We start from the raw sequence: 26,803 nt of genomic DNA on the forward strand, positions 1-26,803 counted from the left end.
GCTCGTCTAACCAAAGCTATTGGCTAAAGTGCCCATCACTAGGCCCCAGCCATCAACAAGCACAAACAACATGATCTTAAAGGGTAAAGAAACAATCATCGGCGAGAGCATCATCATACCCATGGCCATCAAGATACTGGCAACCACAAGGTCGAGCACTAAAAATGGCACAAACAACATAAACCCAATTTGAAAGGCGGTTTTCAGTTCGCTGGTAATAAAAGCTGGCACCAACACGCTCATTGGCGCTTCTTCTGGGGAATTAATGTTTTGATACCCCGAGATATCGATAAAGGTTTTCAGATCTGTGGTACGCACCTGCCCTAACATAAATGCTCGTAATGGCTCTTTGCCCTTATCGAAGGCCTGTTGCAGCGTGAGCTGCTCATCGATATAGGGTTTTACCCCTTGGTCATAAATTTTGTCGAACACTGGCGCCATAATGAAAAAGGTCATAAACAGGCTCATACCAATCAAGACTTGGTTAGAAGGTGTCTGTTGTAAACCAATGGCTTGGCGCAAAATCGAGAGAACCACTATGATGCGGGTAAAGGAAGTCAACATAATGACCATCGCAGGAATAAAGCTCAGCGAGGTCATGAGTAATAGGATCTGCATGGTCACCGAATATTCGGTCGAACCATCGGCAGCGGTTTTTACGGTTACCGCCGGCAATACACCATCGGCCGCGCCCACCGATGCGGCAAACAACAGGGTACTAACCCCAATCAAGGTGAGTATGTACTTCATCATTGTTTTAATTTCGCCTGCCGTAGCTTGTCCGCAAAGGAAACGGACTCAATTTGGATTGGCTCAGCTAATTTATCAATTAAATTAACCTGTTGCCCGCTAACACCCAATAAATACTGCTGTTCACCGACCTGAACTAACACCAAACGCTCCTTTTGCCCAAGGGATGTTACCGCAAGGGTTTTCAGCACGCTGTGATTCGTCGGCACTAAATTAAATCGCCGCAGCAGGTACGCTAAGGCGAAGATAAGCAATAACACTAAAATAAGACCGCCTAGCATGCTCGCTGCGGCAGCCATTTGCGAAGGTTCAGCCACTTTCGTTGCTGTCGCGGCACTTTCGTTTGCAACGCCAGCAACACTCGCCTGAGTCGCTGACACTAGACTGAGTATGACCGATGTGCTCATCTCGCTCCTTCAGGCTTTGTCTTGTTCGATGAATTACTTAAGCTTTTTAATCCGCTCAGTTTGGCTGATCACATCCGTTAGGCGAATACCAAACTTATCATTAACCACAACCACTTCACCATGGGCGATAAGTGTGCCATTGACCATCACATCGAGCGGCTCACCCGCCACCCTATCCAATTCCACCACAGAACCTTGGTTCAGCTGCAGTAGGTTACGAATGCTGATATAGCTGCGACCAACTTCCATCGAAATCGTCACAGGGATATCTAAAATAGTGTCTAGTTTGGCGGCTTCAGCCTTACTTATTGGCTGCGAGTCGTCTACCAGCTCGTCAAGGTCAATGGCATTAGCCTCTTCCAATGCCTGTTCGGCCATGGCTGCAGCCCAATCATCATCTGTACTCATCTCACTTCACCTTTATAATTCGGATATGTCTCTGGCTTTGCCTTTACGTGTCACTAATTGCAGTTCGGATTTGACCGTTTCAGGACGTGGGATTTTTTCGTAAATTTTAAGTGCTAGATTATCGCGTGAACGCCCCATTTTACAGCGATAGGTCGGTAAGTCTTCGATTTTCATCATAATGTATTCAGGCAGCTCGATCGGAATAATATCTCCAGCCTTGAAGTTCATGACATCTTTGAGTGTGAGTTCATGCTCAACCACACTGGCATCAAATCCGACTTTCACATCCATAATTTCGTCATGCAGCGCCTGTGACCAACGCATGTCGGTGTCTTGTTTATCACTCTGCACACCCGCGTCGAGCAGTTCACGGATAGGTTCAATCATCGAATAAGGCATAGTGATATGGAAGTCACCGCCGCCACCATCCACTTCGATGTGGAAGGAGTTAATCACCACCACTTCAGTGGGGCTGACGATGTTGGCCATCGCGGGGTTTACTTCGGAGTCTAAATAATCAAACTCGACATCCATCACTGGCGCCCAAGCATCTTTATAGTCTTCAAAGATAATCTTAAGCAATAACTGCACGATGCGACGTTCAGTTGGGGTAAATTCCCGACCTTCAATCTTGGCATGGAAACGGCCATCGCCGCCAAAAAAGTTGTCCACCAGAATAAACACTAAACGCGCTTCCATGGTGATCAGTGCCGTGCCTTTTAAGGGATTGAAGCGCACCATATTCAAGCTAGTCGGGACGAACAAGGTGTGTACGTACTCACCAAATTTCAGCATTTGCACGCCGTTAATCGACACTTCGGCCGCACGACGCATCATGTTGAACATGCTGATCCGCAGGTGGCGGGCAAAACGCTCATTCACAATCTCGAGCGTGGGCATACGACCACGCACAATACGGTCTTGGGAGGAAAAGTCGTAGGAGCGAGCTTCTAGCCCCGCGGCATCAAGCTCATTATCCTCTTCGACGTCATCGACTCCGTGTAAGAGCGCATCAATTTCGTCTTGGCTTAATAAATCACTCACAGTATTGTCTTCGCCTCTTTAAGGTGCTGAAGATAAAAGGTTATTGCATTACAAAACCGGTGAAGAGTACTTTCTCAACCACTTTACGTCCGGTCACAGATTGCAAGGTATTTTGTACGCTCAGCAGTGCTAATTGTCGCAATTCATCTTTACCCGCCTGTGTACTTAACTTTTGCACATCGGCGCCACTAAAGGTGGTTAACAGCGCATCTTCAATCAACGGAATATGCTTTTGGGTCAACACATCATCGTCTTGGCCTCTGACCATCAGTTGCACTTTAATTTCAACGAGACGAGCACGGTCAGGCCCTGGGAGGTTAAATAAAAAGGGCCGTGGCATTGGCACATAGGCCGCCATTGCCGCATCGGCGGCAGGAGTGGTCGCCTCCGTTGCTGTAGCACCTTCGGCGGCAGCTTCGGGCGCCTCATCACTGCTACCGAGGAAAAACCACAGGGCGCCCCCAATCAACAGGGCTGCAAACACGCCCGCACCGATAAAAATAAACTTCTTCTTACTTTTAGGCGCTTCGGTGCTTTCAAGTTCTAATGATTCTTCCTTGGCCATTTTCTGTACTCTTTAATTGGCTAAATTCGGGAATGGGATCAGGGCTTGGCGCATAATCCGCTTTATTACTATAGGTTACCTTCTTAAGCGTAATAATCTATACCTGAATTTAAACTAGTTGCTTGATTTAAACCTAAATCTAGCTCTTCTGCCGAGAAATCATCCACATTTCCACCGCTCGAACCACCCGCTTCACCAAATCCCCCTTCGCGGCGTTGACCTTGGTCCCCTTGAGAAACATGACTGTCGGCCAATTGCATTCCCTGCTCCTGTAATAATTCACGTAGGCGAGGAATGGCTTGCTCTACAACATCGCGGGTTTGCGATTGTGTGACATGGAACTGCACTTGTGTCTGGTCGCCATGTACTTGTACTTTAACCAACATATGCCCAAGTTCTGGCGGATCTAAGCGAATTTCCGCCTGTTGGATCCCTTGACTCACCATAGTCACTAATTGCTGCTTCATCACAGGCGAGAAGCGCTGGATCATCTCCTGCATTTGGTTTTGAGTTTCTACACCTTGGCGCAAGGAAAGCTGCACTTGTTGAATATCTTGACGCTGGGTTACCGGCGTTGCCAAAGAATGCAGTGAAGATACCGCTTTAAATTCCACAGGCTTAAACTCGCTGCCCGCCTCTTCACTACCTGAACTTAAAGCAGCAACCCTACTATCTTGCTGTGCATCGAGAGTAACCGCTAACTTAGCGTCTTTTAGCAAAAAGCCTGCGGAAATCTCGGCGCGGGATGGGTTGTCGGCAGTAAGACTCGGATCGATGGCTGTGGTACCTGAGACATTAGTCGCTGCATTCGTGCCTAAGGTATTAAGATCGTTAGTATTCGCGGCTGTAGCCGCATTCGTCGTTAATACATCACTCGCAGAGGCATTGGCCGCTTTGATTGGCGTTTGATTATCAACGGCTTGAGATACCATGCTTTGGGATGCAAGTGCTTTATCTGCAGGCTGCGTCGACATATTTATCGCCTTAGCGCCAATGTCTGTGGTACCAAGCTCTTTTCCCCCCAACACGGGCTCACCCTTGATGGGTAAAATATGATTCTCGGGCGGTTTAACGAACTTTTCGCTGCGCAGACCGGTAAGTAACGCTGCATCATCAATCAAATGCGGATCATCAACTGAGGTGCCTTGAGTATCCGTTTCAGCTACAGTCACGGCCGCAACCAAAGCATCGACATCAGCCGCTGGAATCGGTAGTCCTACACTTTCAGCATCAACGGCGTTCTGTTGTGAGGTTTGTTGCTGTAATAGCTGTGCGGTGGCTTGCACTGTATTTTGTCCGGCCGCCTTTGGAGCGACTGCCCCAGAGTCTTCTGATTCAGTACTAACCTTCAGTTTGTTATCGCCAAGGCCAGTGTTAGTGGCCTGAACGAACTTAGCCATTTCATCGGGAAAAGTGCCGTCAACAATAGAGCTGTCGGTCAGAGATTGAGCATCGACCAATAACGAGGATGAGTCGGTATCGGCATCATTCGTTGCCGTGATATCAGCCTCAAGCGGCAAAGACTCGCCCGGTGCTGCCGCTTTCTTCATCTCATTTGCCATACCAATCTGGGCGAAAATCAAGTTGATATCGGCGTCATCATCGGTATTTGTATCGTCAGTGCTGGCTTCCGCTCTGGAAGATTTGACGGCCACATCCTGAGACACTGGGGGTTTAGTCGAGGGTGAAGATACGGATGTGACTGAAGCCAACGCTGCAGAAAAGTCTTCACTATTAGTATCTTGAGTCAATGCTTTACTTGAGCTAGCGCTATTTTTCGCGCTTGACGCTAATAGGATATTGTTCATTTGTTGCATATCAGCTCCTAAACATTCACCCGAAGACATAAAAAAGTAGGGCAAACGTCAATTTATGCGGCTTTGGCCATCTCTGGCATAAAGCAAGCAAATAAAGTGCCAATAGGTGAGGGTTACATATCGAAGAAACAACTTACACGCACAATGGCGAGCTTGGGTTAGGGTTTATTGCGGCGAAAAAACTGCTGAGAGGCAAATTCATCGGTCATCTTTTGCTCTTTTTTCAACTCAAGAGCTTGGCGTTTTTTCTCTTTATTATCCAAGAGCAATTCAACCGCCTTGCGTTTCTTTTGCTTGTCGAGCCAATGCTGCTGACGATAATTTTTCTGTTTCTCACCATCGGCGACCACACGATTTTGCTGCGCAATGGCCTCATCGATTTGCCGAATAAAACGGTGGAATTGGTGATAATGGCTGGCGCTAATCGCTTGGCCCTGCTGAGACTGCATCTGCTTCATATAGTCCAAGCGATAATTGTTGAGTGCATCCAATTGATTTTGGCGCTTTTGACACTCTAGTTGCGCCGACTTTAGCAGCAGCGCGGCCTGTTCCTCTGCATCGAGGGCTAATTTCAACACCAGTAAGAGGGGATCGGCATTCGCCATAACAGTCTCGATTATTTACATTGCGCCGCGAGTTGCCCAAGCATGACTTGGCTATCGGCAAAACTAAAGGCATCACGCATGGTCTGCCGTAAGAAAGCATTCATCGCAGGTTGCAGGCGTATAGCGTTATCGATTCGCGGATCGCTGCCTTGGGCATAGGCACCAATCGAAATCAGATCCTTATTCTGTTGATAGAGGGAATAAGTCTGCTTGACACGGCGCATGGCTTCTAAGTGCTCGTTCGAAATCACCATTGGGGCCACACGGCTGATCGAAGCCTCAATATCTATTGCAGGATAATGCCCAGAATCCGCCAGTGAGCGAGATAGCACAATATGGCCGTCTAGGATCGCCCGTGAAGCATCGGCAATCGGATCCTGTTGATCGTCGCCCTCAGTCAACACAGTATAAAATGCGGTGATAGAACCTTGTCCAGGCCCGCCATTACCCGCCCGTTCAACCAAACGCGGCAATTTAGCAAATACCGAAGGTGGATAACCTTTAGTCGCTGGCGGTTCACCTACGGCCAGAGCAATCTCACGCTGCGCTTGGGCGTAACGAGTCAGACTATCCATTAATAACAGTACGTTATAGCCTAAATCACGAAAATACTCAGCGATACGAGTCGAGGTTTCACAGGCACGAAGACGCATCAAGGGTGAGGTATCGGCGGGCGCCGCCACCACAACAGAGCGTGCTCTGCCCTTTTCACCGAGGATTTCTTCAATAAATTCTTTAACTTCGCGGCCACGCTCCCCGACGAGCCCCACCACAATGATGTCAGCTGTCGTGCCCCGGGTCATCATCCCTAACAGCACACTCTTACCCACACCCGAGCCTGCAAATAGGCCCATACGTTGGCCCTTACCAACGGTGAGCATGGCATTGATGGCGCGTACACCCACATCGAGTGGTTCGGTGATCGCACGGCGAGAAAGTGGGTTGATGGCGTTACTGTGCCTTGGCGCCTGCTGTTCGGTCGATAATGCGCCAAGACCGTCTAACGGCACACCATTGCCGTCGAGCACGCGTCCCAATAGGGATAAGCCCACACTCAGCCCCGCCTGCTCACCGAGGGGGACGACACGGGCGCCGGGTAACACGCCGCGTAATTCCTCAATCGGCATAAGGTACAGCAGCTCATCGTCAAACCCGACGACTTCGGCAATCAACTCTCCGGCCATGGTTTCGATAGAGCACAAACTGCCCACAGGCGCACGGCAACCACTCGCCTCTAAGGTTAAACCTACCACGCGCACCAGTTGACCACTGGCGACGGCTCGAAACGGCGGGACTTTGTCGATGCAATGATTCAATCTATTCAGCAGTTGATGGCGGCGATTTTGCATCTTGCTCTCCATCAGCTTGCAACTCTGTACTCAGGGACTCGGTGCTCTGCGCCTCGTCACCTAGCTCATCACTCAATAGCACTTTTGCAGCGTTTTCCTCATCGAGAGCCGCTTGGCGTTGTTGCTGTTGATGACTCAAATGGGACTGTTGATTACGTAAGGACTCAAACACCGCATCGATGCGCGAGGACAGGGTTAAATCCACCAGCGAGCGTTGGCTACTGATAATGCAATCCCCAGAATTTAAGCTGGGATCGGCCTCTAACTGCCACTGATTACGGTTTAATTGGGTACTGGAATATAGCTGCTCCACCAAGGCGACATCATCGGGATGCATGCGAATACTGACGCTTTGCTCCTTGATTGGCAGAGATTCGACCCCTAAACGTAGCGCCGACAGGATTTGTTCTGGATGAGTTTTAAGTTCATGACCAATCACAGATTTAGCCAGCGCCATAGTGAGTGTCATTAAGGAATGTTCAATATCGCCATCGAGTATTTGCAATGGCTTTTCAAATTGGCTTAATAGCCCTTCGAAGCGGCTGACTAATGCCTTGGCTTCAGCAAGCCCAGCCTCAAGCCCTTGCTCATGACCTTGGGCTAAGCCCTCGGTATGGCCTTGCTCTAAACCTTCGAGTCTGCCCTGCTCCAGTCCTTCGGCATAACCTTGTGTCTTACCTTCGTTAAAGCCTTCTTCTTCGGCTTGAGCGCGAATATCTTCAATTTCCGCCATGGTGGGTGGCGCAACGGTTTCGGCGGCCACCGCCTTCGGCGCTTGCTGCGGCGAATAACCAAAGAGGTTTGAAATACTCACCCCTTCGGTTTGGGTCACATCGGGTAATTGCCAATGGCTGAACTCGATCTCCGAGTCGCTCACTACCCGATGGGACAATTTATTGTCGCTATTGTCACTCCGATTAGAGGAACTCATCGCCGCCACCGCCGCCTAACATGATTTCACCGCTGTCACTTAATCGACGCGCAATTGACAGAATTTCTTTTTGGGCGATTTCCACTTCGCTGATCCGGATTGGACCCATGGCCTCTAAATCGTCACGCAGCAATTCGGCGGCCCGTTTCGACATATTGCCCAAAATTTTGTCTTTGAGCTGATCGTCTGCACCTTTCAGCGCCTTCATCAATACATCCTGCTGCACTTCACGCAGCAAGGTTTGGATACCACGGTCGTCCACATCGATTAGGTTTTCGAATACGAACATTAAGTCTTGGATTTGCTGCGCCATTTCCTCGTCGGTTTCGCGCATGGTTTCCATCAACTGACTTTCGACCCCCGTATCGAGGTAGTTCATAATGTTGGCCGCCGCCTTTAGGCCGCCCATCTTCGCTGCTTGCGCGCCGCCTTGACCGGCGAATTGTTTCTCCATGATGTCGTTTAATTCCTGCAATGCCGCAGGTTGCACTTCTTCAAGGTTAGCAATACGCATCATTAAGTCTAAGCGAGTATTCTCAGGGAACTGGCCGAAAATTTCCGCCGCTTGGTCTGGCTCTAAATACGATAAAACAATGGTTTGGATCTGTGGATGTTCGTTTTGGATGATAGTCGCGACTTGGCGCGCATCCATCCATTTGAGGGAATCCAAACCTTTGGCGCCGCTGCCCATGATAATTTGTTCAATCAAATTACCGGCTTTGTCTTCACCTAGAGCCGCGGTTAACGCCTTACGGACGAACTCTTCGCTGTTAAAGCCTATAGAAGAATACTTTTGAATATCATCGAGAAACAGCTTATGCACCCCGATGACTTTTTCCTGCCCAAAGTCTTCCATGGCCGCCATCGCCATACCGACCTTTTGCACTTGTTTAGGTTCTAAGTGCTTTAAAATAGAGGCGGCATCGGCTTCACTCAAACTTAACAGTAAAATCGCCGTTTTTTCGATGCCACTGAGATCCTTAATATTGAAACTTGAGGTTTCAGCGGCGTCTTTTGATTTATTCTCAGCCATTGTCTTGTAACCAGTTTTTCACGACTTGGGTTGAAAGCTCGGGCTCATTGGCCACAAGCGCACGGATAGCTTTAATCATATCATCATCTTTATGCAGATTAGGGATAAGAATTGAGCCATCGTCGGCATAACTATACTCTGCTTCTTTGGTATTGAGCATCCCTAAGGTGTCGGCTGCATATTGATCCTCAATCTCGGCCAGCTCATTCCCCAATCTTGAATCTTCAGGCATGTTCACACTGTCTGGGTAGATTAAGCGTTTCAGCATTGGGCGCACCACAGCAAGGATCAGCACTAAGATAACTAAGGCACCGATACCTAGCTTAACTGCACGCCAGAACCAAGGTTGTTCCCAAAGCTCAGGCGCAGGTACATCTTCAACCAATTGATCCATAAAGGGAACAGTGACCACCTCTAAAACATCACCACGCTGCGCGCTAAAGCCTACCGCGCCTTCCAGTAAACGGCGGATATTGGTGAGCTCTTGCTCGGTGCGGGCAACGCGCGCCACTTGACCATTCTCACCGGCAGCGCCAGGTTTAAAGTCCACGGCTACCGACACACTGACGCGGCGCACTACGCCAATTTGCTGACGGGTATGGCTGATGGTGGTATCTAACTCAAAATTACGAGTCGCTTCGCGGTGCGAGTTACCGGCCGTCACGCTTTCTGTCGCCTTGGTCGCATCCTGAGGAATATTTGACTCCATCGGAGGTTGGTTCGACAACGCGCCAGGAATACCGCCAGTTGAACCACCTGTCGAATTATTCTCAACCGTCATTTCGCTACGTAGCGACGGTAAGTCAGGGTTAAAACGCTTAGCGGTTTGCTCGACCGCGGTAAAATCCATGCTCACATCCACTTGGGAGGTGAAATTATCAGGGCCAAGGATGGGCGAGAGAATCGAATCAATCTTGGTGCGGTATTCGGCTTCTTTTTGTTGAACCAACTCAAGCTCACGACGCGCCCTAGCAGAGATGCCATCTTGACTGCCCGAGTTCAGTAAACGGCCGTTAGAATCTGTGACGGTAACGCGAGAAGGCTCTAAGCCCTGAACGGCAGAAGCGACGATATCCACAATCGCATCGACCTCTCCTTGGCCTAAACCGCCACGGCGAGTGTTAATCACAACGGTCGCACTTGGTTGCGCAGTATTACGCGCAAACACGTTTTCTTTAGGTAACGCCAAAATCACTTTAGCGCGGCTAACACTTTGCAGTTGTTCAATTGCGCGGGCGAGGTTTTCCTCTTGGCTATGCTTGAGGCGAGCCTGCTCCATTCTTTGGCTCACGCCAAAACCACTGTCTTGGGTGAGAAAGTCTTTGTTTGAGGCGGCGGCACTATCAATACCCGCACGGCTCAGCATCATTTTAACTTCTTGATATTTGTCCTCGGGCACCTTAACGACGTCAACATCGATTTGATACTTGATCTTATTTTTATCAAGCACGTCGAGCACTTGCACCATTTCCTGAGTTTCCATTTTACCCAATGGACGGTACTCAGGCTCCTGTGCCCAGATCATGACGAACACGGCTAACGCCAAACAAATGGCGAGGGCTAAAATCATGGTGATTTGACGCATCATATCGACGCCACCAAGACTCCCCAGCACGCCGGATTTATTTTCCTGTTGGACCCCTTGGTCCACTGCGCCGGCGTTTGATCCGACAATCATTTCTGTGCTCACGATTCGTACCTGCTAATTGCGTTATTCAAGGCCTAAACAGGCATGCTCATTATTTCTTTATAAGCTTCAACGAGCTTATTGCGCACTTGGACTGTGGCTTCAAAGGCAACACTGGCCTTTTCGCGGGCGATAACAGTATCAGAAAGGCTCACTGTCGTGTCACCCATTTCGAGCCTAGTCGCGAGATTCGATGAGGTTGACTGCAAGCCGCTAACATTACCAATGGCTTGAGAGAGAAGTTGCCCAAAGTCAGCACCGCTGGTGTTATTCACTTGCTGCACAATATTATTGGGTGAAATCCCAAAAGAAGGTTTGATCTCACCTTGAAGTGACTGCATTTCTTGCAGTAATGAATTCGCGCCAATTTGCATGTCGTGCTCCCCATCGTCGAGTTATTGACGATTAAACTCTCTAGATAAACAGGATATGCAAAAGCACGGCCAAGTTTTCACTCAGCCGTGTTAAAAAGAATTGAGGGAGTCGTCAAATATGAAATCACCAAAGGGTGACCCCTGTGGCAATGGCTTTAGACAAGGTAAAAAACACAACTTAGTTGGGCAATTGAATCCCCATATCGCGCATTCTGGCCATCTTGTATCTTAAGGTCCGCGCACTGATCCCAAGTTTTTCGGCAACCAGCTTACGACTACCTTGGCATTGCGCTAAGGTTTCGAGAATGATCACATGCTCCTGCGCCTTTAACTCTTCACCTAAACCTTCCGGCTCGTTAGCGTATTCGGCGTCATCGGATGACAGAGGCACATCTTGGGCATCGATAATAATATCGTTGGCACTAATCACAGCACCAGCACGTAAAATTAACGCGCGTTGGACAACGTTATCCAACTCGCGCACATTACCCGGCCAGCGGTGACTGAGTAAACGACGACAAGCTGCTTCATCAAACTCTGGTAAATCAAGCACATTTAGCGCCTTGGCGTGTTTAGCGAGTAAATGCCGAGCTAAGGGCAAAATATCCGCAGGGCGTTGATTCAGTGCAGGCCAGGTCAGTGGAAACACGTTAATGCGATAATAGAGATCTTCTCGGAATTGCCCTGCGGCAACCACGGCCTTTAAATCCCGATTCGAAGTGGCAAGCACACGAACATCTAACTTAATGGTTTTGCGACCACCTAAACGCTCCACTTCGCGCTCCTGCAGCACACGCAGCAGTTTGGCCTGAAGTCCCAAATCCATTTCTGAAATTTCATCGAGTAATAAGGTGCCACCTTGCGCCTGTTCAAATTTACCAGGGCATGCCTGATAAGCCCCTGTAAAAGCGCCCTTTTCATAACCGAATAAGGTCGCCTCGAGCATATTCTCAGGGATGGCCGCACAATTGATGGCCACAAACGCCTCTTCGGCACGGCTGCTATGTTGATGAATATAGCGGGCTAATACTTCTTTACCCGAGCCGCTTGGCCCAAGGATCATCACAGAGGCATCGGATGCCGCCACCCGCTGCGCCAAGGACAAGAGCGCAAGACTCTTTTCATCGGCAACAACAGGTTGATCGCTATTTTGTTTGAGCGGTAAATAGCGGGAAACTTGGTTGAGCAACACCTCTGGAGCAAAGGGTTTAGCCAAATAATCGACGGCGCCCAATTTAATTGCACTGACCGCACTACCAATGGTGGCATATGCTGTCATCAGTAACACCGGCAGCTTGGGGTGATGCTGCTGTAAGTAATTTAATAAGCCTAAGCCGCCAATGCCCTGCATCTGCACATCGCTGATCACTAAGTCAAACTGATGTTGCTTCAATGCGATAATGGCTTCCTCGCCGGAGGCCACATCAATACAGTCGTATTGCGCCAACATCAAGGTATCGAGCAATGCCTCACGCAGGGACGCATCGTCTTCGACTAAGAGTAATTTGGCTTCAGACATAGGGTTTCTCCAGCGGCAACACTGTAGCCGATTTAGCCTGCGGGAATGTCAATGACACAGTACAACCTTTATTGGGCATACAACTCAATTGGATTTGGCCGCCATGATTGCGCACCACGGACTGCACAACGGCTAAGCCAAGGCCCGTTCCTTGCGCTTTGGTGGTAAAGAAAGGCTCCAACACTTTTTGTTGCATCTTGGCATCCAGCCCTTTGCCATTGTCGACCACATTGAGGGCTAACTGCTCGCCGATATCATTGGCGACGATTTGGATCTGCGTTGCCCCAGCTTCAAGGCTATTCATCACCAGATTATTCACGGCAGAACTGAGCGCATTCACATTCGCCAGCATTAAACCGTTGGACGCATTGGTGACAGCCAATGTTGCGCCGCGCTGAGCCACAATCGGCTCACAGTTCGCCATGACAGTATTGATCACCTCATCAAGGTTAACTAACTCACCCAATTCATCCTGCCGCCCTTTGGCCATCAGCAGCATATCGTTAACTTGGCGTTCAAGCTCATTGAGTCTATCCACTAACTTCTGCTGAAATTTTGCCTTAGCTGATTCCGATAATTTGGGACTGGCCAGATTCGCAGCATAGAGCAGTGCCGCCGACAGTGGTGTACGCACCTGATGCGCCAGCGTCGCGACCATTTTGCCGAGGGCTGACAGACGCTGCAGATGGGAAAGATTCTTTTGCAGTAGACGAGTTTCGGTCAGATCCGTCAGCACAATTAATTGGCCCGGTTCTGGCGTTAATGGGGTTATCGCAAATTTGACTCGGCGGCCATTGCGTAATGAGACTTCATGACCATCATCATCCTGTGGCGCAAACGCCGTATGGATCACATCAATCCAGCGGGCGCCGCATAACGGCTGCTCTAGCAATTCCACGGCAACAGGGTTTGCATCGGTAACAATACCGTCACCGTTCAAAATCACCACGCCAGAAGGCATAGCCTGTAAAATATGCTCCATCCGATTGGACATATTGGCGGCCTCACGCAGTTGGTTCCATTGTTTGCTAGTGTGCTTGAATGTTTCAAGTTGCGCTAGTGGATGGGCTGACATAGTCACTCCGTCAAAAAATTGCTTCTGACGGAGTGTTTGCAGATTCTATGCCAAATTAAAAAATGAATTTAGATAGGTAAAACAATAGGATAAACAACGGGAATATGACTATTCTTTCGTCATTCCGTACTTACGCATTTTCTCAACCAAAGTAGTACGACGAATACCGAGCATTTCTGCCGCGCGCGCAACAACGTTATCCTGCTGCTCTAACGCTTGACGAATCATGTCGATTTCAAGCTCAGCCAGCAGATCCTTAAGGTTGACCCCTTCCGGCGGTAATTCACTTGGGAAACGGGTTTCAGGGATTTCAACCGGCTCTTCACTAGTGAAGATGGATGCTAGCGCATCACGTTCCTGTTGTTCCTCACTGAGTTCGATGCTGTATTCTGGCACATCAATATGGCGATACTTGATAGGCAAGTCATTCACATCGACTAAACCGCCAGGATATAAAATCGTTAAACGCTCAACCAAGTTCGACAATTCACGTACGTTACCCGACCAAGCGTGCTCTTTTAACGATTCAATCGCACGTTGGGTAAAGCGAACCTTGCCACGTCCTTCGTTATAGACTCGGCTTACCAACTCTTGCAACAGTAGAGGAACGTCATCCTTGCGGTCGCTTAGAGCAGGCATCTCAATCGGGAAAACGTTGAGGCGGTAGTAAAGATCTTCACGGAACTCGTTGCTGGTGATCATGCTTTCGAGATCTCTGTGGGTAGCAGCGACAACACGCACATCAGCATTGATCGTCTTAGTGCCACCGACACGCTCGAATACGCGCTCCTGCAGCACACGCAGCAATTTTACCTGCATCTGCAAAGGCATATCACCGATTTCATCGAGAAACAGTGTGCCACCTTCTGCGAGCTCAAAACGGCCCTTACGCGAGCTAATAGCCCCCGTAAAAGAGCCCTTCTCATGACCGAATAATTCGCTTTCGAGTAGTTCTGGCGGGATCGCACCACAGTTCACCGGAATAAAAGGACCATCACGGCGTTCAGACAAGTAATGAATGTTACGAGCGACGACTTCCTTACCTGTACCCGACTGCCCTAGCACTAATACTGTCGCGTCAGAAGTTGCAACTTGGCTAATCAAATGGCGAACATTGGCAATACCTTCACTGCGGCCCACTAAACTACGGAATAGTTTGGTTTGATTCGCACTGGTTGGCACTTGCGGCCGTTTAACCTGGCCATACACTTGGCAAAAATGCAGCAGTTCAGTGAGTTGCGGATAGTTTAATGGCTCTTCGATTTGACCAAGCACATTCGATACTTGCAGATCACCGACGTTGCCGAACAATAAAATAGGTTGCCATGGGTACTGATTAGCGAGTGATTTCAATGCCTCTACAGACATATTGTCTGTCGTCAGCACTAAGGCACGATAACGGGTATCCTGGAGACAAGAGCTCAACTTTTCGGCGGAGATGATTTCAATCTGCTCACCTAAAAATTCAAAAATGCAACACAGGCGACTTAAGCGCTCTGATGGGGTTCCGACAAGTAAAATTCGTTGATCTGTTTGCATCATTCAGTAGGCCGTAAAGCGCTAATTAGGTATCAATTCGCATTAATTATTTATGATTAGTTGCTGTAAAAGCTTAACAAATTCAATGTAACAATCTGTGCCACCATCACTACTGTGATGAATATTGTATTATCAGCAGTCGAGAAGCAAGCTTCGAATGCGGATTATGCCAAACTGAATTGATTTTAGTTCATTTATCCCATGATTCTAGTCAATTATGTCAATAAATTGACGAAAGCCAAAAAAAAGACGCACTCAGTGCGTCCTTTTTCCTGTTGATCTATAACACAATTAACGAGCTTATGTATGAGAAGTGATATTGTGTTTATCCGCAGGAATTGCATCCCACGCTTCTTTGATTTCGCGCAGTAATCCAGCAACATCATCTAATGCTGCAGGGTCATTCTGCACATTCGCATCAGTCAAACGTTGCACCATAAAATCGTAAAGATTGGCTAAATTAGTGGCAATATCGCCACCCGCATCCATCACTAGTGTGTTTTTCAGACCGAGAATAATACCGATAGCCTTACCAATCAATAAGCCTTTGCTAGCGATATCACATTGCTCCATTGCAATTTTTGATTGAGCAATCCGCTCTAATGCCCCATTAAACAACATCTGAGTAATTCTGTGTGGAGAAGCATCTGCGATCTGACTCTCGAGGGAAACTTTACGATAAGACTGGAGTGAGCCTCTCATAACTACCTACCTGTTTGCATACAAAGTTTTATACAAATTTACTTTTGAAGTGTTACTTTTTCTGAGTGCTAACTCATTGGCATACTGCTGCCTAACATTAGCGATACACTGCTCGAATGTCAGACTTAGCTTTTGCTGTTCTGTGAGTAACGTAACATCATCTTGAGTTGTGTCAGGCAGCCATTGTAGTAACAATTCTTGACGCCTGTTTATAAGTTCTTGCAGGATACTTGCCAATTCTTCTGACTCATCAAGATTACCTGCAACTGTATCCAAATGTGACAATGTTTCATGCACTAACTTGTTTACTAACTGCAGCTCATCATAAGCATTTATTGCTTCAGACATGTGGGTCACTCAATATTATTTCTTACGTGAGACTAATCCAGGTAACGAATCGATACGAGCCTGAATAGTACTACCTTGCGAATTAAGCTGGCCAACCATCAAATCCATTGCATTAAACTGCTTAGTAAGCCGAGCTTCATAGGCTTTCATTTTCAACGAAAAAGCAGCTCTTTCATCCCCTAGACGGGAAAGTCGGTTATCCAATGTTTCATCACGGCTATCAAGCAATCCCCCTGATTGAGTATATGCTTCGCCCACACTAGTCATTTTGGCAGCAAATCCGGTGCCCTCAGTGGTAAAGAAATCGGCCACTGCACTTATATCATTCTCAAGTGCTTTTTTTAAGGTATCCTCATCCAGCTCCAAGGTTCCATCACGTGTGGTTTTAATGCCTAGGTTTGCTAGCGCCATACCATCGCCATAGGAGGAAGAGATCACCCCTCGAAACTGGCTTTGCAAACTACGAATAAGAGAGTCGCCTTGGAATATTCCCACCTGTTTAGTTTTAGGATCATAACCCGACATCCCCTTCACTGTGCTTGTCATGGTATTATAAGACTCAACAAACTCCTTTATGGCTTTGGTTGCAGAAGCCTTATCTTGCTCAATTGTCAATGTGGTAGATTTATCGACATCGGCATCTTTAAGAGTCAAAGTAACGCCCTGTATTGCATCCTTAACCTCATTAGAATTTGATGTCACCTTTAGGCCATCCACATACAGTATGGCATCTTTGGCCCCCTGTACCTCTGTCATGGTGAAGGTATCGGCAAGGGCTGTACCTGTATCATCGTTTGCTGTCACTTGGATTTGATTTGCTGTGCCCGTTTTATTGGATGTCAGAACCATCTGTGGTCCAGCATCACTGTTGATGATGGTGGCCGTTACCCCAACATTATCGTCAGCCTTATTGATTTTTTTTACAATATCCTGAAGCGAATCACCGCTCGCAACATCGATGGAGAAGCTTTTTCCAGCGACATCAATTGCCAGAGAGCCGCTACCAATTGGCGCTGTCACATCGGTAACATTTGCTGAGCCGACTTTCTGACTTTGAGCGAGCTGCTCAACCACTAAGTTATAACTGCCTGCAACTGCATCGGAATCAGTCTTGGCCGACAAATAGTCGCTTTTAGATAACTTAGAAGTAAACCCAGTAAAGGTTTTGGCTTCAGACAATGGCTTTAATTTATCCAAAAAATCAGAAATACTACTTTTTAATGCGCCTAGAGCGGAGATTTGAGTATTAACAAGGCCTTCGGTTTTATTGAATTGCGCCTCTTTGGGAGCCTTTTCAGCGTTTACCAAAGCCGAGACTATGCCACCAATATCAAGCCCTGAACCAATGCCGCTTGCAGTTAAACCCGCCATGTTAACCTCCCCTGCCTCTCAGTCTTTGTTGACTTAGGCCTCTGTTTTCATCAATACGCCAGCAATTTCCGACATCTTTTCAGCCAATGCCAAAGCCTCTTCTGAAGGAATTTGGCGGATCAGTTCACCAGAGTTCACATCCACGACACTCACGACTGGTAAACCTTCAAGCTCATCTACTTTAAACTCTAGCCCTTTTTTCATCATTGACATGGTTTCAGTCAATGAACTTGCAACTTGAGTCAGAGATGTTTGTTCTTCTTGTTGATCTACATTAGCTGTATCTGCCAACGCATTGACAACATCGGAATTTAAAGCAAAATTTACACCATTTTTAACGTTTGTAGCCGTATCAACAACTATCTGTTGTGGAGGGATAGCCGATTTGGTTGCCGCATTCACTACCGATTGCAGTCCAAGGCCTGCATTTAATGTTACGTCACTCATATCGTGTTTCCTATATTTTGCATCGGCCATACAACAGATGCGGTAACACTAAAACAATAAAGGGAGAGCAAAACTGCCCTCCCTCTGCCCAGTCAAACGAAAACCTTTACTTCGCTTACAGCAGTGACAAGGCCACTTGAGGAAGTTGGTTCGCCTGTGCCAGCATCGCAGATGAGGTTTGTGACAGAATCTGCTGTTTGGTCATAGTGGCAGTTTCTTTCGCAAAGTCCACATCTTGTACTCGGCTACGAGCATCAGATACGTTGGTAGAAATATTACTCAGGTTATTGATAGTAAAGCTCATACGGTTTTGTACTGCACCTAAATCCGCACGTTGACCATCAATACCTGCAATTGCAGCGTCAATCACTGCCAGCGCATCCTGAGCACCTTGTGCGGTATTGATATCAATCTTGCTTACCGCGTTCAAAGTAGAGCTACCACCAGCAGCCACAACGCCACCACCGAGTAATTCATTCGCAGTAGTACCTTTAACACTGAACTTTTCAGATGATGATAATGTCAGTGATGAAGTTTTACTTGCGTTCGCAGCACCCGCAGCTTGACCACCTAATTTCGCAGTGGTACCACCGCCGTAACCCGCAATTTCAACACCAGCTACGCCTTTCGCAGTCAGAGAAATAGTGCTAGTACTATCATCATAACTCACGTCATAGCCCGCTTTACCTAAATCGGTAGCAAGACTTTTCGCATCACCTTTGTAGTTAGCTAAATCATAGCTATCTTTAGTGCCATCAGCGTTAACAACAGAGAAGGTACCTGTATCAGCCGCACTTAAGCCTGACAGAGTAGTCGTGACTGATGCCTCAGCTTTTACACCCGAACCTGACTTGTTGATATTTGCAGCAACTGTTGCAGCGTTATCACCAGCAGTAATCGCAACAACTTTACCATTAACAGCAAATGCTGCGTCAGCTGTAGTGCCTTGTGTCAACACTGTTGCAGCTTCAACCCCAAACTTGGTGCCAGCACCGCTAATTGAGTTGTTACCAATCTTGTTAGCAGCAACGTCACCTAAAGAAATTGAGATGGTTTCATTGGCATTAGAACCAACTTGGAATTTTTGCGTACCATAAGTACCATCAAGTAATTTTTGACCACCGAAAGAGGTGGTATCAGCGATACGAGTCAATTCGGTCTGCAAAGATGCAATTTCTTTCTGCATAGATGCACGGTCTTCAGTTGAGTTTGAACCGTTAGCTGATTGTAATGATAGATCACGCATACGTTGCAGAATGTCGGTAGACGTTTGCATCGCACCTTCTGCGGTTTGCGAAATAGAGATACCGTCGTTGGCGTTACGTTGAGCAACATCAAGACCGTTGATCTGACTGGTCAAACGGTTAGAGATTTGTAAACCTGCAGCATCGTCTTTGGCACTGTTAATACGCAGGCCAGATGATAAACGTGCCATAGATGTTTGTAAGGCGCTGTTGGCGTTGTTCAAGTTCTTTTGTGAACTCAGCGAGGTCACGTTGGTATTAACAGTAATTGCCATGATATAGGTTCCTCATATTACCTGGTAGACAACTGCCTGAGCTGTTCAGCCAGGCGAAGCTTAACTTGTTACATTCACTGTAACGGCAAAGGAGGAACGAACTTTAGCTACTTTTTAGAAATTTCTTCAAAATCGAGAAATTTACTTAAATATCATAAAATTAAAATGCCGATAAGAATCGGCATTTTTAGCTTTATATAAAACTCAAGTAATAACGAGAGTATAACTATAGTATGAACAATTAACCACCGAGTAGTGACAATGCTACTTGAGGAAGTTGATTCGCCTGTGCCAACATCGCAGATGAGGTTTGTGACAGAATCTGCTGTTTGGTCATAGTGGCAGTTTCTTTCGCAAAGTCCACATCTTGAATTCGGCTTCTGGCATCAGATACGTTAGTCGAAATGTTATTCAAATTATTGATTGTAAAGCTCATTCGATTCTGTACAGCACCCAAATCAGAACGACTACTATCAATACCTGCAATTGCAGCGTCAATCACTTCAAGTGCATCCTGAGCACCTTTCGCAGTATTGATATCAATCTTACTCACCGCATTTAGTGTTGAGCTACCACCTGCTGCCACAACTCCACCGCCAAGCAATTCGTTAGCTGTTGTACCAGAAACACTAAATTTTTCGGATGATGATAATGTCAGTGATGCTGTTTTGCTCGCGTTTGCAGCCCCCGCAGCTTGGCCACCTAATTTCGCAGTGGTACCACCGCCGTAACCTGCAATTTCAACCCCAGCAACCCCCTTAGCAGTCAAGGAAATTGTTCCAGTAGTATCATCATAGCTCACGTCATAACCCGCTTTACCCAGATCTGTCGCGAGTGTTTTTGCATCACCTTTGTAGTTAGCTAAATCATAACTATCTTTGGTGCCATCGGCGTTAACGACTGAAAACGTACCAGTATCAGCCGCACTTAAACCTGACAGAGTTGTCGTAACCGACGCTTCCGCTTTAACGCCCGCTCCTGACTTGTTGATATTTGTTGCAACTGTTGCAGCATTATCACCAGCAGTAATCGCAACAACTTTACCGTTAACAGTAAATGCTGCATCAGCAGTCGTTCCCTGAGTCAATACTGTTGCAGCCTCAACCCCAAATTTGGTACCTGCACCGCTAATTGAATTATTACCAATCTTATTTGCCGCCACATCCATCAAAGACACTGAAATGGTCTCATTTGCATTGGCACCAACTTGGAATTTTTGCGTACCGTAAGTACCATCAAGTAATTTTTGTCCACCAAAAGAAGTGGTATCAGCGATACGGGTCAACTCTGTTTGCAATGCAGCAAGTTCTTTTTGCATAGCTGCACGGTCTTCAGTTGAGTTTGAACCGTTAGCTGACTGCAACGATAGATCACGCATACGTTGCAGAATGTCGGTAGATGTTTGCATCGCGCCTTCAGCGGTTTGTGCAATCGAGATACCATCGTTAGCATTACGTTGTGCGACATCAAGACCATTGATTTGACTGGTCAAACGGTTAGAAATTTGCAGACCAGCGGCATCGTCTTTGGCACTGTTAATACGCAGGCCAGATGACAGACGCTCCATGGAGGTTTGCAAGGCGTTGTTGGCGCCGTTCAAGTTTTTCTGTGACTTCAATGAGGTCACATTGGTATTAACAGTAATAGCCATGTTACATTCCTCTTCTAAGTTGGGTGCCAAGACGTGGAAGCCTGGCTAAATCTTGTTACTTTCCAAGAATATTGGTTTGCTTTGTACACTTTAATATTGCTTAAAATGCTTAAGCGTTGGTTTAATTACCCATATCTAAAACCTGCCCTATTAAACTCAGAGACACTTTTACAAAAGTGGCGCACTCTGTTGTTTTGGGCGAGGCGGGCTCTAGATATAGTCAAACAACGATACTGAGCCCACTTTACTAAACACACTGGATACCGCATTGAGCGCAAGTTGTTGCTTTTCAAATTCAGTAATCGCAGTGGCATAGTCGACATCCTCCAACTTGGATAACGCCGAGGTGTTGATCAACTTTTCATCAGTATGCTTATCAGTATATTTTTCCAGTACTTTTAAACTGTTGCCTGCTAAGCCTTGTTGCTGACTGATTTGTTTGACACCACTCTGAACATTATTCAATAACTGTGCCAACTCTGATTGACCTGAAGGAGTTTGTACTTCAGCTCCATTCTCAAATAGATCGATAGCCTTACTAAAGGTGTCGAAAATACTCACTTCAGCTTCTTGGTGAAGGGTGAAGCTGTCACCAATCTTTGGCTCACCTTCAATGCTTAGCTTAACGCCGTCAAAATTGATTGATGCGGAGGGGTCAAAAGGTGCTGCGGCTGAAATCACATTCGCAGGGGTAGCAGTATCAGTGACTTCCACATTAATACCACCCGCACCATCATCTAAAAAATTAATCTTATAGTCGGAAAGTGAAGGCGTTACACCGTCAAGCTTTGCACTGGTAACACTGAACTCCCCTTGCTGGGATGACGAATAATTGACGCTATAATCGCCAATTGCATTGGGGGATTTGATGAATGCGGTATCACCGGCAACATTGGTATTAAGCTGTATACCTGATGCGATTATCGCACTGTGGACACCAGAATCACCTTGATAGACAATTTTCCCATTGGCATCAAATTGGAATGGCAAAGTATCAGTCTTGTTACCCGCAAATAAATAATTGCCCGATTCATCTTTGGTATTCGCAATCGTCAATAACTGGTCAAGGCTCTTGCGCAAATCATCGGCAATAGTTTGCCGCTCCTCAGATGTTAGGCTGCCGTTTGAACCCTGTAACATCAAATCTTTCATACTGGATATTAAGGTATCCGCTTGGCCTAACTGACTTTCAGTTTGTTGAAGATGATTGGTGGCATAGTCGATATTCTTCATAAATTGATCGACTAAGGCATTGCGTTGATTCAGGTTATCGATACCTAAAGCCGCAACCGGATCATCCCCTGAGGTATTGACCTTTTTACCACTGCTGAGCTGATCCAAAATCTTGCTCGTGGCCGTTTGTTTTTGCAGCACACTACTAATGCTTTGATTAAAGAGCTGCGCACTTGATAGTCTCATCGTCACTTCTCCTAACGCACTGAGGTCAGTAGGGTGTCAAAAATTTGCTGGGCGGTTGACATGATCCGCGCAGACGCTTGGTAAGCCTGTTGGAAACGCATCAGGTTTGCCGCTTCTTCATCTAAGTTCACCCCTGATTCGCTCTCTACTCTGGCGTAAGCCTGTTGATAAATTGCATCAGCCGCCCCGACTCGGACTTCGGCCGCTTTGGTTTGACTGCCGATATCTTGCTTGGTCTGTTCAAACACATCGGCAAGCGTCGATTTACCGCCATTCATCACCTTGGTTTCACTGAGTTTGGCCATTGCCAAGGCGTTAGTGTTATCCCCTTCGGCAAAGGATAAATCGAAGGTGAATTTGTCGCCTGCAGCCGCCGCACTGCTATCGACTTCAAAGGTAAAGCCAAACGCACTAATGCTGGGTGGCGTATATGCCGCTGGAGCGCCAAGGGATGTACCATTGGCATCGAAGGCTTCAAAGGTTGGCGGCACAGCCGTGGTATCCAATTGAATGGTGAGTTCGCTCCCCGTTGTTGGGAAGTTTGCCGCACTGCGGTTGGTAATTTGCGTGACCTTCACTTGAGTATTGCCTGAGTTCGCTGCATCTGGGGTGATTTTGGGCGCAGCGGCGGCAATGCCTTTGGGATCTGTCATCACCACTTCAATACCATTCGCCGCTCCCGCGGTTGGACGAATCGCGAATCTATCCCCAGAGGCCATGGCGCCGGCTTTAATATCAATAGAGAATCCCGCGCCACCTTCGAGCTTAGTGCCATTTAAGGTGAGCGGTGTGATAGTGCCGGTTTGCGTGTCTCTGAGTTCATAGGTGGCTGGCGCCGTAAAAGACAGCTCGTAGGAGCCACCCGATAAAGCGCTCGTATCGTCAATATTGACACCTAAGGTCGCATTACCTGTGTTGCCGGAAAATCCAGCCACACGGCCAATAGACATCAGTGGATCGTTGATATCCTTAAAGATATCGGCGCCCACTTGGCCATTAAGATCGAATCCTTGCGCCTGTAACTTGTTAAAGTTATCGGCAACCCCAAGGGCCAGTTGGTCGAGTTCCAACCCCGCAGGCACTAGAGTTTGTTCACGATAGTCAAACAAGGCACCGAGCTGACCGCCTAACTTACTAGGGTCGACACGTACACTTTGAGAGCCGATGCTCGACATCAACTGCAGTTCATTCGGGAAAGGGTCGCCCGTCGCAGTGCTGACCGACATGGGGACTTCACCCGAAACCAGCATAATTGCGCCGCCGAGCATGATGCTTTTGGCCCCGTTTTCTAAGGGGATCACATTCACCTGCGCGTACTGACTCAGCTCCTGTACCAATGCATCTTGCTTGTCCAGTAACATGGCGTCTTGGTTCGGCGACTTCATCAACTCGAGGTTTAGATTAGCAAGTTCAGTGCTGATCTCATTGATGCGCTTCGTCATACCTGTGATTTGATCATTAGTTTGAGTCAGTTGTCCGTTCAGCGTCGACTGCATCTGGTTCAAACTGTTCGCCAATTGTTTGGCATCGTTTAAAGTCGAGCTTCGAATGCCCAAGTCCGCTGGCAAGTCCGCCAAACTATTTAGCCCTGAAAACAAATCGTTCAAGCTCTGTGGCACTATTTTGCCAATTTGCGAGAAGACTTGGTCAAGCTCGCTCAACTTGCCGTAGCTCGCTTCGGCCGCACTCAGCGTGGTTTGGCCAATCCGCAATTCGCGTGCAGCATAGTCGTTGTAAATACGCTTAACATCAGAGACATAAGTACCTGTGCCATAGAAGCTATTACCAAGACGTTGTGAATCTAACGTGGTTTGCGTCGCCACTTGTCTGTGATAACCCGCGGTGTTGGCATTGGCGATGTTATTACTGGTCACCCCCAGTTGTGACTGGGATGCGAGCACGCCTGTACGGGCAATATTTAATAGATCGATAGCCATCAGCCGATACTCCCCAACACTAACATCCTATGAAGAATGATCATTTGTCTTCTCCTGGCAGTATCGATTTCAGCTCTTCGCTGATGGACTGCATGACTTTAATGACTTTTTCAGCATATTTAGGATCGGTGGCATAGCCAGCATCCTGTAATGCTCGAATAAACTGAGTTGGTGACGCCGCGACTTTCTTCGCCGCCTGATAACGCTCACCCTCAGCAATAAAGGAAACAAAATCGTTAAAACTGTGCTCGAAATCGGCATACACCCTAAAATCGGCTTTTTGTCTAACGGCAATACCCTGCTCAAATTCCAAGGTACTCACGTTAGCCTTATCACCTTGCCAACGACGATCGGCTTTAATGTTGAACAGGTTATGGCTGGGCGCGCCATTATTGCCACGGACAATTTTTTGACCCCAGCCCGTCTCAAGGGCTGACTGTGCCAAGAGCACTTCGGGTTGAGTGCCAAGGGCTTTGGCGGCTTTTTCTGCATGAGGATAGAGGGTCGCCAAAAACTCTTCCCGACTACCAAATTTGAGGGTCTTTTGGGTTTCCCTAAATGCCGCCGTCGGCAAGATTTGGCCGCTGATCACAGGTTCGATTGGCGATAAGGGTTGCTCTGACCAAGCGGGCTTTGGCGTATCTATGGCCAGCAAGCGCTCAGGCCTATCGATATCTAAGGAGGACGTCACGCCCTCGGCGTTATCCGCATCAACACTTGGGCGCGCAATCGATGCTGGCACGCCTTGCGCCGCAACTACTGGCGTAGCCGCAGTTTGAGTTTCAGCAGCCGAGGTTGCTTGAGCTGGAATATTGAAGGCCTTCGCATCATGTTGCAGCTTCATACCACCGTCATTACGCAGCACGGATGCGGGCGTAAACTGACTCGACTCGGGGGATAATTGCTGCACCATCATGTCTGCAAGGCCCAGCACACCTTTATCCGATAAATCGACGGATAACTGCTGGTCCCGCATTTGCTCATAAAATTTAGTGTATTGGCTGTTGAGTGGGCTGTCGGATTCAAACACTGCGTTGGCATCACGCATGCTCTTCATCAGCATTTGCACAAAAACGCCTTCAAATTGTTGGGCGACTTTTTTCAAGGCGCCCTTCTCATCTTTCTGAGCCTGGGCGCGCAGGGAGTCGAGCCCGCCCAGATCAAGAAAATGTGATGAACTTGAAAGCTTTTCCATGATTTTCCCGACAGAAATTAGATGATGATAAGTTCACCATGCAAAGCACCTGCCACTTTTAACGCTTCGAGGATAGCAAGTACATCTGAAGGGGCCGCGCCCACCAAGTTTACGGCTCGCACTAACTCATCTAAGGTCGTGCCAGGATTGAACATAAACATACGGCGATTACTTTCGCTCGCGTTGATTGTGCTGTTGCTCGTCACCGTCGTTTGACCATTCGCTAACGCATTAGGTTGGGATACCTGAGTCGCTTCGGCAATAGTTACCGTCAAGCCACCATGTGTCACCGCGGCTGGCAATAACTTGACGTTCTGCCCAACCACAATCGTGCCTGTACGGGAGTTCACGATCACTTTAGCTGACTCATCAGCAGGCTCCACTTCGATATTCTCGAGTGTGGCTAAAAAGGACACCCGTTGTGACACATCCCTTGGAGCACTAACCTGCACAGAGGTCGCATCCAATGGCCGCGCCATATCGGGGCCTAGCAAGTCATTGATTGCATCGGCCATACGCTGCGCAGTCGAAAAGTCAGAGCGGCGTAGGTTAAACGTCAAATAATCGCCAGTCGAAAATGGCGTTGCTACGCTACGTTCAACAATCGCGCCGTTAGGAATACGACCCACGGTTGGCGTATTTTGAATGACTTTAGAACCATCCAAACCATCGGCGCTAAAGCCGCTGACCACTAAACTGCCCTGCGCAATCGCGTACACATTCCCATCAACCCCTTTAAGGAAAGTTTGCAATAAGGTACCGCCGCGCAAGCTTTTCGCTTCACCTAGGCTTGATACTGTGACATCCAATTCTTGACCAGGTTTGATAAAGGCCGGCATATCCGCATGCACTGCCACCACGGCCACGTTCTTAATTTTGGGTCTGAAATTATCAGGCAGGTTAATCCCAAAGTTTTTCAGCATGGTGGTAAAGGTCTGCTCGGTATAACGGGTCTTCTCACCCGTTCCAGGTAAACCGACGACTAAGCCGTAACCAATCAATTGGTTGCTACGAACCCCTTGAACATTGGCAATATCTTTAATGCGCTCTGCTTGGCTAGGAAGTGAAAACGCCAGCATGGCAACCGCTAAAATCAGTTTCAATTTCATGA

25 protein-coding genes are annotated in these 26,803 nt (G+C 47.7%); all 25 read right to left on the reverse strand.

Going from position 1 to position 26,803, the window contains the following annotated elements:
* Positions 1 to 6: 6 nt before the first annotated feature.
* The 25 genes from fliP to L2713_RS05945 all read right to left on the reverse strand — a co-directional run bounded on the left by fliP (position 7) and on the right by L2713_RS05945 (position 26,801).
* Complete coding sequence (gene fliP, locus L2713_RS05825; protein ID WP_011622079.1) at positions 7 to 753, reverse strand: flagellar type III secretion system pore protein FliP; 747 nt, start codon at positions 751 to 753, stop codon at positions 7 to 9.
* Positions 750 to 1,157 (reverse strand): flagellar biosynthetic protein FliO, encoded by a 408-nt coding sequence (fliO, locus tag L2713_RS05830; RefSeq protein WP_011625697.1) that lies wholly within the window; start codon positions 1,155 to 1,157, stop codon positions 750 to 752. Before fliO ends, fliP begins: the two co-directional genes overlap by 4 nt.
* Before the next feature lie 33 nt (positions 1,158 to 1,190).
* Positions 1,191 to 1,565, reverse strand: a complete 375-nt coding sequence (gene fliN / locus L2713_RS05835; RefSeq protein ID WP_011622077.1) for a flagellar motor switch protein FliN — start codon at positions 1,563 to 1,565, stop codon at positions 1,191 to 1,193.
* 12 nt (positions 1,566 to 1,577) lie between these two features.
* Positions 1,578 to 2,609: a flagellar motor switch protein FliM gene (gene fliM / locus L2713_RS05840; RefSeq protein WP_109286378.1), complete on the reverse strand. Its 1,032-nt coding sequence runs from the start codon at positions 2,607 to 2,609 to the stop codon at positions 1,578 to 1,580.
* Positions 2,610 to 2,649: 40 nt separating this feature from the next.
* The gene (gene fliL, locus L2713_RS05845; RefSeq protein ID WP_109286377.1) at positions 2,650 to 3,174 is read right to left on the reverse strand and encodes a flagellar basal body-associated protein FliL; all 525 of its coding nucleotides are present in this window, start codon (positions 3,172 to 3,174) and stop codon (positions 2,650 to 2,652) included.
* Between the two features lie 83 nt (positions 3,175 to 3,257).
* On the reverse strand, positions 3,258 to 4,991 hold the full coding sequence (locus tag L2713_RS05850; protein ID WP_248967267.1) for a flagellar hook-length control protein FliK: 1,734 nt from the start codon (positions 4,989 to 4,991) through the stop codon (positions 3,258 to 3,260).
* Positions 4,992 to 5,149: 158 nt separating this feature from the next.
* Positions 5,150 to 5,596: a flagellar export protein FliJ gene (gene fliJ / locus L2713_RS05855; protein WP_055647463.1), complete on the reverse strand. Its 447-nt coding sequence runs from the start codon at positions 5,594 to 5,596 to the stop codon at positions 5,150 to 5,152.
* An 11-nt stretch (positions 5,597 to 5,607) separates the two neighbouring features.
* Positions 5,608 to 6,945: a flagellar protein export ATPase FliI gene (gene fliI / locus L2713_RS05860; protein ID WP_248967268.1), complete on the reverse strand. Its 1,338-nt coding sequence runs from the start codon at positions 6,943 to 6,945 to the stop codon at positions 5,608 to 5,610.
* Positions 6,914 to 7,876, reverse strand: coding sequence for a flagellar assembly protein FliH (fliH, locus tag L2713_RS05865; RefSeq protein ID WP_248967269.1), 963 nt, complete (start codon positions 7,874 to 7,876; stop codon positions 6,914 to 6,916). The genes fliI and fliH overlap by 32 nt, the downstream gene beginning before the upstream one ends.
* Positions 7,863 to 8,909 (reverse strand): flagellar motor switch protein FliG, encoded by a 1,047-nt coding sequence (gene fliG, locus L2713_RS05870; protein WP_011716417.1) that lies wholly within the window; start codon positions 8,907 to 8,909, stop codon positions 7,863 to 7,865. The genes fliH and fliG overlap by 14 nt, the downstream gene beginning before the upstream one ends.
* On the reverse strand, positions 8,902 to 10,587 hold the full coding sequence (gene fliF / locus L2713_RS05875; RefSeq protein WP_181382174.1) for a flagellar basal-body MS-ring/collar protein FliF: 1,686 nt from the start codon (positions 10,585 to 10,587) through the stop codon (positions 8,902 to 8,904). The genes fliG and fliF overlap by 8 nt, the downstream gene beginning before the upstream one ends.
* 44 nt (positions 10,588 to 10,631) lie before the next feature.
* Entirely contained in the window at positions 10,632 to 10,970 is a 339-nt protein-coding gene (gene fliE, locus L2713_RS05880; protein ID WP_011625692.1) for a flagellar hook-basal body complex protein FliE, read from the reverse strand.
* A 178-nt stretch (positions 10,971 to 11,148) separates the two neighbouring features.
* Entirely contained in the window at positions 11,149 to 12,489 is a 1,341-nt protein-coding gene (locus tag L2713_RS05885) for a sigma-54-dependent transcriptional regulator (protein ID WP_248967270.1), read from the reverse strand.
* Complete coding sequence (locus L2713_RS05890; RefSeq protein WP_248967271.1) at positions 12,482 to 13,564, reverse strand: sensor histidine kinase; 1,083 nt, start codon at positions 13,562 to 13,564, stop codon at positions 12,482 to 12,484. Before L2713_RS05890 ends, L2713_RS05885 begins: the two co-directional genes overlap by 8 nt.
* A gap of 108 nt (positions 13,565 to 13,672) precedes the next feature.
* The gene (locus L2713_RS05895; RefSeq protein ID WP_248967272.1) at positions 13,673 to 15,106 is read right to left on the reverse strand and encodes a sigma-54 dependent transcriptional regulator; all 1,434 of its coding nucleotides are present in this window, start codon (positions 15,104 to 15,106) and stop codon (positions 13,673 to 13,675) included.
* Positions 15,107 to 15,403: 297 nt separating this feature from the next.
* Entirely contained in the window at positions 15,404 to 15,805 is a 402-nt protein-coding gene (fliS, locus tag L2713_RS05900) for a flagellar export chaperone FliS (protein WP_248967273.1), read from the reverse strand.
* Positions 15,806 to 15,811: 6 nt separating this feature from the next.
* Positions 15,812 to 16,153 carry a hypothetical protein gene (locus tag L2713_RS05905; protein WP_248967274.1) on the reverse strand — a complete coding sequence of 114 codons (342 nt, stop codon included), beginning with the start codon at positions 16,151 to 16,153 and terminating at the stop codon, positions 15,812 to 15,814.
* A gap of 15 nt (positions 16,154 to 16,168) precedes the next feature.
* Positions 16,169 to 17,524 (reverse strand): flagellar filament capping protein FliD, encoded by a 1,356-nt coding sequence (gene fliD / locus L2713_RS05910; RefSeq protein ID WP_248967275.1) that lies wholly within the window; start codon positions 17,522 to 17,524, stop codon positions 16,169 to 16,171.
* 33 nt (positions 17,525 to 17,557) lie between these two features.
* Positions 17,558 to 17,971, reverse strand: a complete 414-nt coding sequence (locus tag L2713_RS05915; protein ID WP_248967276.1) for a flagellar protein FlaG — start codon at positions 17,969 to 17,971, stop codon at positions 17,558 to 17,560.
* A gap of 115 nt (positions 17,972 to 18,086) precedes the next feature.
* On the reverse strand, positions 18,087 to 19,490 hold the full coding sequence (locus L2713_RS05920; protein WP_248967277.1) for a flagellin: 1,404 nt from the start codon (positions 19,488 to 19,490) through the stop codon (positions 18,087 to 18,089).
* Positions 19,491 to 19,731: 241 nt separating this feature from the next.
* Positions 19,732 to 21,141 carry a flagellin N-terminal helical domain-containing protein gene (locus L2713_RS05925; RefSeq protein ID WP_248967278.1) on the reverse strand — a complete coding sequence of 470 codons (1,410 nt, stop codon included), beginning with the start codon at positions 21,139 to 21,141 and terminating at the stop codon, positions 19,732 to 19,734.
* 210 nt (positions 21,142 to 21,351) lie between these two features.
* The gene (gene flgL / locus L2713_RS05930) at positions 21,352 to 22,560 is read right to left on the reverse strand and encodes a flagellar hook-associated protein FlgL (RefSeq protein WP_248967279.1); all 1,209 of its coding nucleotides are present in this window, start codon (positions 22,558 to 22,560) and stop codon (positions 21,352 to 21,354) included.
* An 11-nt stretch (positions 22,561 to 22,571) separates the two neighbouring features.
* Positions 22,572 to 24,497 carry a flagellar hook-associated protein FlgK gene (gene flgK / locus L2713_RS05935; RefSeq protein WP_248967280.1) on the reverse strand — a complete coding sequence of 642 codons (1,926 nt, stop codon included), beginning with the start codon at positions 24,495 to 24,497 and terminating at the stop codon, positions 22,572 to 22,574.
* A gap of 40 nt (positions 24,498 to 24,537) precedes the next feature.
* Positions 24,538 to 25,692 carry a flagellar assembly peptidoglycan hydrolase FlgJ gene (flgJ, locus tag L2713_RS05940; protein ID WP_248967281.1) on the reverse strand — a complete coding sequence of 385 codons (1,155 nt, stop codon included), beginning with the start codon at positions 25,690 to 25,692 and terminating at the stop codon, positions 24,538 to 24,540.
* Positions 25,693 to 25,709: 17 nt separating this feature from the next.
* Entirely contained in the window at positions 25,710 to 26,801 is a 1,092-nt protein-coding gene (locus tag L2713_RS05945; protein WP_011622054.1) for a flagellar basal body P-ring protein FlgI, read from the reverse strand.
* Positions 26,802 to 26,803: the final 2 nt, after the last annotated feature.

Origin of the sequence: Shewanella seohaensis, from assembly GCF_023283775.1 — a bacterium.
Classification (GTDB): domain Bacteria; phylum Pseudomonadota; class Gammaproteobacteria; order Enterobacterales; family Shewanellaceae; genus Shewanella; species Shewanella seohaensis.

Excerpts from the sequence above, each read along its gene's own strand:
- fliP (WP_011622079.1), bottom strand. The coding sequence starts at position 753 with ATGATGAAGTACATACTCACCTTGATTGGGGTTAGTACCCTGTTGTTT.
- fliO (WP_011625697.1), bottom strand. The coding sequence starts at position 1,157 with ATGAGCACATCGGTCATACTCAGTCTAGTGTCAGCGACTCAGGCGAGT.
- fliN (WP_011622077.1), bottom strand. The coding sequence starts at position 1,565 with ATGAGTACAGATGATGATTGGGCTGCAGCCATGGCCGAACAGGCATTG.
- fliL (WP_109286377.1), bottom strand. The coding sequence starts at position 3,174 with ATGGCCAAGGAAGAATCATTAGAACTTGAAAGCACCGAAGCGCCTAAA.
- L2713_RS05850 (WP_248967267.1), bottom strand. The coding sequence starts at position 4,991 with ATGCAACAAATGAACAATATCCTATTAGCGTCAAGCGCGAAAAATAGC.
- fliJ (WP_055647463.1), bottom strand. The coding sequence starts at position 5,596 with ATGGCGAATGCCGATCCCCTCTTACTGGTGTTGAAATTAGCCCTCGAT.
- fliI (WP_248967268.1), bottom strand. The coding sequence starts at position 6,945 with ATGCAAAATCGCCGCCATCAACTGCTGAATAGATTGAATCATTGCATC.
- fliH (WP_248967269.1), bottom strand. The coding sequence starts at position 7,876 with ATGAGTTCCTCTAATCGGAGTGACAATAGCGACAATAAATTGTCCCAT.
- fliG (WP_011716417.1), bottom strand. The coding sequence starts at position 8,909 with ATGGCTGAGAATAAATCAAAAGACGCCGCTGAAACCTCAAGTTTCAAT.
- fliF (WP_181382174.1), bottom strand. The coding sequence starts at position 10,587 with ATGATTGTCGGATCAAACGCCGGCGCAGTGGACCAAGGGGTCCAACAG.
- fliE (WP_011625692.1), bottom strand. The coding sequence starts at position 10,970 with ATGCAAATTGGCGCGAATTCATTACTGCAAGAAATGCAGTCACTTCAA.
- L2713_RS05885 (WP_248967270.1), bottom strand. The coding sequence starts at position 12,489 with ATGTCTGAAGCCAAATTACTCTTAGTCGAAGACGATGCGTCCCTGCGT.
- L2713_RS05890 (WP_248967271.1), bottom strand. The coding sequence starts at position 13,564 with ATGTCAGCCCATCCACTAGCGCAACTTGAAACATTCAAGCACACTAGC.
- L2713_RS05895 (WP_248967272.1), bottom strand. The coding sequence starts at position 15,106 with ATGATGCAAACAGATCAACGAATTTTACTTGTCGGAACCCCATCAGAG.
- fliS (WP_248967273.1), bottom strand. The coding sequence starts at position 15,805 with ATGAGAGGCTCACTCCAGTCTTATCGTAAAGTTTCCCTCGAGAGTCAG.
- L2713_RS05905 (WP_248967274.1), bottom strand. The coding sequence starts at position 16,153 with ATGTCTGAAGCAATAAATGCTTATGATGAGCTGCAGTTAGTAAACAAG.
- fliD (WP_248967275.1), bottom strand. The coding sequence starts at position 17,524 with ATGGCGGGTTTAACTGCAAGCGGCATTGGTTCAGGGCTTGATATTGGT.
- L2713_RS05915 (WP_248967276.1), bottom strand. The coding sequence starts at position 17,971 with ATGAGTGACGTAACATTAAATGCAGGCCTTGGACTGCAATCGGTAGTG.
- L2713_RS05920 (WP_248967277.1), bottom strand. The coding sequence starts at position 19,490 with ATGGCAATTACTGTTAATACCAACGTGACCTCGCTGAGTTCACAAAAG.
- L2713_RS05925 (WP_248967278.1), bottom strand. The coding sequence starts at position 21,141 with ATGGCTATTACTGTTAATACCAATGTGACCTCATTGAAGTCACAGAAA.
- flgL (WP_248967279.1), bottom strand. The coding sequence starts at position 22,560 with ATGAGACTATCAAGTGCGCAGCTCTTTAATCAAAGCATTAGTAGTGTG.
- flgK (WP_248967280.1), bottom strand. The coding sequence starts at position 24,497 with ATGGCTATCGATCTATTAAATATTGCCCGTACAGGCGTGCTCGCATCC.
- flgJ (WP_248967281.1), bottom strand. The coding sequence starts at position 25,692 with ATGGAAAAGCTTTCAAGTTCATCACATTTTCTTGATCTGGGCGGGCTC.
- L2713_RS05945 (WP_011622054.1), bottom strand. The coding sequence starts at position 26,801 with ATGAAATTGAAACTGATTTTAGCGGTTGCCATGCTGGCGTTTTCACTT.